Annotated in this window: 7 protein-coding genes and 1 pseudogene; 3 read left to right on the top strand and 5 right to left on the bottom strand. The window is 67.0% G+C overall.

Annotated features, from left to right (window positions below; genetic code table 11):
• Positions 1-1,392: LuxR C-terminal-related transcriptional regulator (locus AB0D08_RS39680; protein ID WP_359895207.1), on the top strand; the 1,392-nt coding region annotated here is incomplete at its 5' end.
• Between the two features lie 47 nt (positions 1,393-1,439).
• On the opposite strand, the gene AB0D08_RS39675 is transcribed toward AB0D08_RS39680, so the two are convergent.
• Positions 1,440-1,709 (bottom strand): hypothetical protein, encoded by a 270-nt coding sequence (locus tag AB0D08_RS39675; protein ID WP_359895205.1) that lies wholly within the window; start codon positions 1,707-1,709, stop codon positions 1,440-1,442.
• A gap of 16 nt (positions 1,710-1,725) precedes the next feature.
• Here AB0D08_RS39675 and AB0D08_RS39670 point away from each other — a divergent pair, with 16 nt between their 5' ends.
• Together AB0D08_RS39670 and AB0D08_RS39665 are read left to right on the top strand one after the other, a co-directional pair.
• Entirely contained in the window at positions 1,726-2,097 is a 372-nt protein-coding gene (locus tag AB0D08_RS39670; RefSeq protein WP_359895209.1) for a hypothetical protein, read from the top strand.
• A gap of 479 nt (positions 2,098-2,576) precedes the next feature.
• Positions 2,577-3,872, top strand: a complete 1,296-nt coding sequence (locus AB0D08_RS39665) for a hypothetical protein (protein WP_051812725.1) — start codon at positions 2,577-2,579, stop codon at positions 3,870-3,872.
• A gap of 347 nt (positions 3,873-4,219) precedes the next feature.
• Here AB0D08_RS39665 and AB0D08_RS39660 read toward each other — a convergent pair whose 3' ends face one another.
• The 4 genes and pseudogenes from AB0D08_RS39660 to AB0D08_RS39645 all read right to left on the bottom strand — a co-directional run.
• Positions 4,220-5,230 carry a transposase gene (locus tag AB0D08_RS39660; protein ID WP_359895208.1) on the bottom strand — a complete coding sequence of 337 codons (1,011 nt, stop codon included), beginning with the start codon at positions 5,228-5,230 and terminating at the stop codon, positions 4,220-4,222.
• Positions 5,228-5,901 (bottom strand): annotated as a pseudogene (locus AB0D08_RS39655) (transposase); the annotation flags it as partial. The gene AB0D08_RS39660 and the pseudogene AB0D08_RS39655, both read right to left, overlap by 3 nt.
• Positions 5,902-6,111: 210 nt before the next feature.
• Positions 6,112-6,318, bottom strand: a complete 207-nt coding sequence (locus tag AB0D08_RS39650) for a hypothetical protein (RefSeq protein ID WP_033821208.1) — start codon at positions 6,316-6,318, stop codon at positions 6,112-6,114.
• Between the two features lie 116 nt (positions 6,319-6,434).
• Positions 6,435-7,305: hypothetical protein (locus AB0D08_RS39645; protein WP_359895202.1), on the bottom strand; the 871-nt coding region annotated here is incomplete at its 5' end.

Genomic DNA, 7,305 nt, shown 5'->3' with positions numbered 1-7,305 from the left:
AACTGGAACAGCTCCCACAGCTCGTCCGGCACCAGGCGCTCCACGATCATCACGCCCGCAGTTTACCCAACCTCGCCAAATGAGATGACTTCTAAGGCCGTCGCCGTCCTGCGCCCGGCTGTCGATCAGGCCCGGGGAACCGGCGCTCCAGTTCGTCGATCCCTCGGCGTGCTGGCGCTCGGGGTCGGCTGCGCCGACGGCCTGTTGGCCGGGTTGGCAGTGGTGGAAGAGATCGGACTGCCCGAACAGGCCGATCAGGTGGCCCACACGGACAGCCTCCTGTTGACCTACCGAGGAACCCTACGGGTACGGGCGGGGCAACTACGGGCCGGGGTTGATGACCTGGCCACCCACGCGGCCCGCCAGCGAGCCGACGGCGACCTTACGGTGTTCCCCACAGAGCACTACATGCTCGCCTTCGGCCGTTACCTGACCGGGTCCTGGGCGGACGCCCTGATCAGCGCCGACCACACCCTGGTGGTCTCCAACAGCCTGGACCAGCCCTACGGTCTATCACCCGGCCACGCGGTCGCGGCGATGGTCCATGCCCAGCGGGGCCAGGCAGAACTCGCCGAATCCTTCCTCGACGCCTGCCGCCGGTACGCACCGCTCTTCCCGGAACAGAACTGTCTCTACCCTGTACTGGCCGCTGCCACGCTGGCACAGGCCCGGGCGGACCTCCCAGCCATGCGCGAAGCTTTGCAGGCACTGGCCAGCGCAGAAGCCACCCCGGGCACCCGCACCCTCTGGGCGGTGCTGTGGGTACCGCTGTATGCCGAAGCCTTCACCACCACCGACCGGCCCACGAACGAAAGCCGTCCACCTATCGAAGAGGCCCTGCACACCTTCGACCAGCTCGCCGACCGCGCCCCCGCCCTGACCACCACGAGCCACTGGCTGCACGCCCGCGCGGCCGCCGAGCGCGGCGATACCGATGCCGCCCGGGACCTGTACCGGCAGGCGGTGGCCGCGCCGGTGGTGGAGGGGGACGACATTCCGCTGCACCGGGCGTTCGCCCACCGTGACCTGGCCGCCCTGCTGCTCGCCGCCGGTGGCTTCGCTGATCGGCGGGAGGCCGATGGTCAGTTGCGGGAGGCACACCGGATTTTCACCATGCTCGGCGCGGTCCCGTATGCGGAGCGCGCCGCTCAGGCTCTCGCCCGCCTCGGCACCACCACTCCCGTCCCGCCGGCTGGGGGGCGGGAGGCCCGCTTGCACCAGCTCACCGACCGCGAACAGGCCGTCGCCCACCTCGCCGCCCAGGGCCTCACCAACCAGGAAATCGCCCGAGAACTGTTCGGCAGCACCAAAACGGTGGAGTACCACCTCGGACACGTCTACACGAAACTCGACCTCACCGGACGCCGCCAACTCCGCACCGCCGGCGTGTAGAACCAATAGCCGCCTGAAGTTCCCCCCTGATGTTGGACAGCGTGTTTCTACGCTGCGGGGGAGAGGTCGCGCTCCAGCAGGTGCCGGGTTTCGAGCGGGGTGAGGTACCCGAACTCGGGATGCCGGCGGAGCCTGGTGCGGTTGTACCCGACCTCGACGAAGCGGAAGACGTCGGCTCGGGGCGTCTGACGGCTGTCCCGCACGGTGGTGCCGATCTCCGCCTTGAGCAGGCCGACGGAGCTCTCGGCCGCGGCGTTATCGCGACAGGACCCGGTCCGCCCCATGGACTGCCGCATCCCCAACTGCTTGATCTCCATTCGGAGATCCTTGGACGTGTACTCGCTGCCGCGGTCGGAGTGCATGATGCAGCCGGCCTCGGACGAGATCGCCGTCGACCTGCGGATCCTCACTGCGCGCCGCTACGACCTCACCGCCGACCGCACCCGCGCGATCAACCGCCTGCGCGACCAGATCCTGGAGCCGACCCGCACCACAACCAGATCCACACAGACCAGGCCACGAGAAAACCCCCACCAGCAGAAATCAACCAAAAGGGCAACACAAAGGGCAACCAACTGCCCGATGGTATGCCCGACAGAAACCGGACCGCTTCGAATCCCACCCGACACCACCACCGCCAAGCGCAGCTCCCGTCGATTACACGACCCGCCGGGTCCCGGCGGTGAGGTGGCGGGCGGCCGTTGAGGGGGGACGCGGTCGTGGTCACGTGCACGATCAGGAGGAGCCGGCTGCCGGCACCAGGTCGCCCCGGTCCTCGGTCCCGCAAGGGGCGGCCTGCGTACCCACCGTCCGGCTCTGCGCATGCCGCAGAGCTGCTTGCGCAGAGGGTGTGCAAGCGGGCTGGAGGCCGTGCGTAGCAGCCCGGTCGGGCGCGGGGATCTCTCGGTGTGAGCGGCGTGCAGTTGTCCGGTGGTGACGTGCGATCCCGGATCGCACCGGGTCTGACCTGTGGTGGCAAGGTTGACGGGGTGGAGCGCGCCAGCGTTGCGGGGCGCCGTCCCCGACCATCGGATACACACCAACCCGTGAACAGTACTGCTCCCACGGCCCGGCTACCGCGCACAGCTCCCTTCCCCTACGCCCCGCCGTCCCTCCCTGACCTGCTCTCCCAGCGCTCCATACAGTGAAAAACCAATAATCATCAGGGCCCCCAGGGGGTAACCATGAACGATGCCAGCGCACAGCAGAGCAACACCACCGCGAAGCACACCGGCCGCGCACCGACCTGGGCCACCGCAGCACGAGCAACGATCGCCCTCGCCGCTGCGACACTCGCCGCCGGCCTGACCGCCGCCCCCGCCCACGCTGCCGGCACAGTTCCCTGCGACGCCGCCGCCCTCACCACAGCCATCAAAACGGCGAATGCGAACACCGGTGGCACCATCACCCTCACCCCCGGCTGCACCTACACCTACACCCAGCCCGCCACCGCCGGCGGCGACACCGCACTACCCGCCATCACCACCCCCATCACCCTCAACGGCAACGGCGCCACCATCCGGCGTGACCCCAACGCACCACTGTTCCGGCTCCTCGACATCGCCGACCACGGCACCCTCAACCTCAACCTGGCCACCCTCGCCGGAGGCCACACCACCGGAGCCGGCGCCGGAGCCGCCGGAGGCGCCATCCTCGTCGAAAACGGAGGAACCCTGCGCGGCACCCTTCTCGCCATCACCGACAACACTGCCGACAACGGCGGAGGAATCTACAACAACGGCGCCCTCACCCTCACCCAGTCCCGGCTTCAGAACAATCAAGCTTCATCAGGCGGAGCACTCCTGCAAGCCGCCGGCACCTCCACCATCAACACCACCGTCATCAGCGAGAACACAGCGGCCGTACTCGCAGGAGGAATCGCCCAATACGGCGGCTCCATGGCCCTCGCCCTGTCCCGCATCGAGAACAACCACGCCTCGGCGTCGGGCGGAGGACTCGTCGTCCGGAGCGCGACCACCGTCAGCACCACCGTCATCAGCGGGAACACCGCCAGCTTCGGAGGAGGAGTCCTCCACGACACCGGCCCCATGATGACCATCACCGCCAGCACCATCACCGACAACAGCGCCGACGCCGAACGCGCCGACCGCTCCATCGGCGGGGGAATCCTGAACGGCGCACCGCTCACCGTCACCGCCAGCACCATCAACGGCAACCGGACCCCGCACGGCAACGGCGCCGGCATCGGCAACTACGCCGCCACCCTCAACCTCAACGCCACCCGCATCACCGGGAACACCGCCGGCGGCCGAACCGGCGGCCTCTACATCAACGGCGGCACCGTCAGCCTGTCCCTGAGCAGCATCACCGACAACACTTCCACCACAGGCCCCGCAGGCGTCTTCGCCGCAAGCCTCTACACCCCCGCCGCCATCCACAACACCTTCTCCGTCATCAAGAACAACAACCCCACCAACTGCCAGGCAAGCACCATCCCTATCCCCAACTGCACTAACTGACCCCGCTGCAAGGCCTCCGAGAGCGCAGCACCTCCAAGACCGCAGGCCGCCACGAGGAGCGTCATGAATCAGATCGTGATAGTCCCAGCTGAGGTGCGGGCGGCAGCGAAGAGGTAGGACGGGAAAACGGCAGCCAGGCCTTCGCCGCCCCCTTAGCTTGGCGTTTATCCTTGTCTGCTTTGATGTTCCTTGATCGATTCGGCTCCTTTGGCCGCCTTGCCGACGTTGTGGCGTGGGGCCTGTTGCCTGTTCTTCGAGCCGAGCGGCGTCCCGGTCCTGGTCGGGGCGGTTTCGGCGCGGCTGCCGGACGGGCCGGAGGCTGTCGCACGACTTCCCCCGCCCGGGAGTCAAGAGCGCGATTTTGCGGTGCTGGCAAGGAGTTTGCTGAGGCTGTGGACGGTGCCGAGGAGCTTGATCTCGGTGTCGACGGCTCGGCGGCTGCGGTAGTTGAGGTGTCGGCCGAACCGTTGGAAGAGCTGGGCGAAGCCCGGTTCGACCAGGGCACTGCGCTGGCGGTACTGGGCTCGGCCGGTCGGGGTGGCGAGGCGGTCGGCCATGGCCTGTTGGCCGGCGGGGGCGGTCTGGCGCTTCGCGGGGAATCCTGCCTGGTCGGCTTCACTGGTGACCGAGGCCAGCAGTGGTAGATCAGCGAGCTCCTCGAAGGAGGCGGCGCTGGCGTATCCGCTGTCGGCGAGCCAGAGCAGGATGCCGCCCGGCAGTCCTGCCGCGTGCTGGTTCTCCTGGGTCTTCCTGACCATGGGGACCAGGGCGGTGCGGTCCGACGGGTTGTCGTGCAGGTCGATGGCCAGCAGGATCTGGCGGCGCGCGCAGACAGTCTGCAGGTTGTATCCCCGCAGGTAGCCGCCGCGCTTGCCGAGCTGCAGCCGTGAGTGGGGATCGCTCAGGCTGGCGACGGCGGTCGGGGAGGGCCCTGACTCGGGGCTGCGTGCCCGCTCCAGATGGACGAGTGTCTTCGCCGGTCGGGCCTGTTGCCGGGCCAGGACGGTCTTGTGCTCCATGGGGACGGGTGGCCGGCCGGTGGCACCTCGGCGGCCTGCTGCCCGGCCGGCCTCGGCCCGAGCCTCGTGGCCCCTCAGTTTCTCTTGGTGGGCCGCGATCTCCGCGGCCAGCCGCCTCTTTGCGCGGGCCACGATGCGTTCGGCAGCTTCGATCTTGATCCTTGTCTCGTTGGCGGATGGCAGGGCACGCTGATAAGGCCGGTCCCGGGCCGTGCGGGCCCTGGCGAGCAGGTCACACAGCCGTGACAGTCTCGGCCAGTCGTCACGCTGGGGCTCGTCGTCGGCGTCCGCGGTGTCGCTGGTTTCGACGCGCCGGGCATGGTCGCGCGCGTCGTCCATGACTCGGTCCGAGCGCAGGCGTCCGAGCAGAATCACCGGCAGGTCGGCCAGGGCGGGGGAGAGGTAGGTGACGTCGTAGCCGGACTCCATCACGATCAGAATCTCCGGGTCGCCCGGCTCCCAGTGTCCTGCCTGGATCAACCTCCCTGCGACGTCACGCAGTTGGACGGCGGTGACGGCGGTCGCGTCGTCGGCCGGCCCCAGGCGCACGGCATCCAGCACCGCGACCCAGGAGGTGCGGCCGGACTCCGGCGCGGCCACGAAGGAGTACAGCCGGACCGGCACGAACTGGCCCCGGCTGCGGTCCCCGCGCCCGTAGACATGGCAGAACAGACGCTCGTCGCTGGTCGGGGCATCGGGACGGAGCCAGTTGCTCACGTCCACGGCCGGCACGATCCGCCCGTCGGCAGCCCGCGGCAGCGGCAGACCTGCCAGGACCTTGCGCGGTCGGGCGAGTCGACCCAGCCTCGCTCCAACCCTCTTCACAGCGCGCTGTGTCCGCGCCGGTGCCCGGCCGCCAACGACAGCTCAACCAGCGTCCTGACCGGCCCGTCCGTGCACAGCACCGCATCCGTGAGCTCGAAGAGCACATCCGCGCGGGCGTAAAGGCACTCGTAGAACTCGACCCGAAAGCGGGACAGCACGCCCAGTGCATCACCCAGCGGGCACATCGGCAGGCAGACTCATACTCAGCGGCCGTTCTTTCGTGCCTCTTGACTCGACACCTCGAAGCGTGGAGAACGGCCGCCTCTGCTGTCCCGGGAAGAACCGCAGATCAGCAAGTCGAGTGACGTGCGTGGACAAACGCCAAGCTCAGCGCAGGCGGCCTGCCGCGTCGCCGTGATACCAGCCGGGTTGCTCGCCCGGGGCGACCTGCACAGTCAGAACGGGAACCTGCTCACGGTCAAGTTCAGCGGGTCACCGTCCCGGATCTCGCAGTACGCGCTCTCGTGATCCCAGCGCTCGCGGTGGCGGCCGGCGAACTTCCTCGCCGGCCCAAGCACCTTCGTGCCAGTTGCAGTCGCCTCGACGAGGAAGTCGTCGGCATCGAATCCCTTGTCCCGCAGCGCTACCGCAACCGTTCTCATGTCGAGATCGTCGCGGTTCGGAGCGACGTGGAGGGAGGCGTGCGAGCCCTGCCGCCGGGATGCATGGCCCACTCGACCAGAGCGCGGACCAGCCCTGGCTACCCAGGCGGAGTCAACTATTTGAATGGCATAGTAGTGGTTCCCAGGTAGATTGCCGTGGGGTTCTTGTACTTCTTTCCGCTTGGACTCGGATCGTCAGCAAGCCAACTATCAAGCTTTCCCCAGCCTGGACCTTGGTCGAAGTAGAATGACTCCTTGACCCCTTTGAATTCCGTCGTGGTCAGGAGTGATATGTGGCCAGGAAGGCCAGGCTCTACCGCCGCCTTCGATATCGCATGGATCTGCCCCACGGCCAAGGACTCAATGAAGTTTGAATCAATATTCCGCCATGCGCTATCGGGCCCATAAACGGATTTGTAATTTCGCATCTTCTCCTTGGTGGGAGCGAAGGACTTATTTTTAATAATTCCGACGGCGGCGCACCAGGTGAATGGAGCGCATGTCCCCATCGTCCCATTTGGGTCCACGCTATTTTTGCGAATTTCCCTCACGATCTTCACTTGCGTATCGGCACCCGCCGCCTTCTTGAACGGGGCCACCCAATTGTTAACCGTGCTCCATGCTCGAATCATTTCCGGGGTGGGCTTTTCTGGGCTATTGGCAAATTTTATCGCAGTCGGAGGGTAGCGCTTAATTGCAACCCGAGCCTCACCCTCGGGTGCCCTTTTTGATCCAGCTGGAGGCCCTAGTAGTTTAGGGACTGAATTATGGGTTGGCGCCAAGGGCTCCGGCATTGCGTTCATTGAAATATTGTTGATCTGTGGGCTTCTCCGCTCGATGTCGCGGCCAGATTCAAACTCGTCAGCGGCGGCGTCGACAATTTTCTTTCTGACGTTGCCGGTGGGGTCGGTGTGGTTGATGGGGTCGGCGCCGAAGGCGCTGTGGCGGTAGAAGACGGGGGCGGGGTCGCGGGTGGTGAAGGTGCCG

The organism is Kitasatospora sp. NPDC048540, assembly GCF_040651175.1.
In the GTDB taxonomy this organism is placed as follows: domain Bacteria; phylum Actinomycetota; class Actinomycetes; order Streptomycetales; family Streptomycetaceae; genus Kitasatospora.
This window is presented reverse-complemented; position numbering and strand designations above follow the sequence as displayed.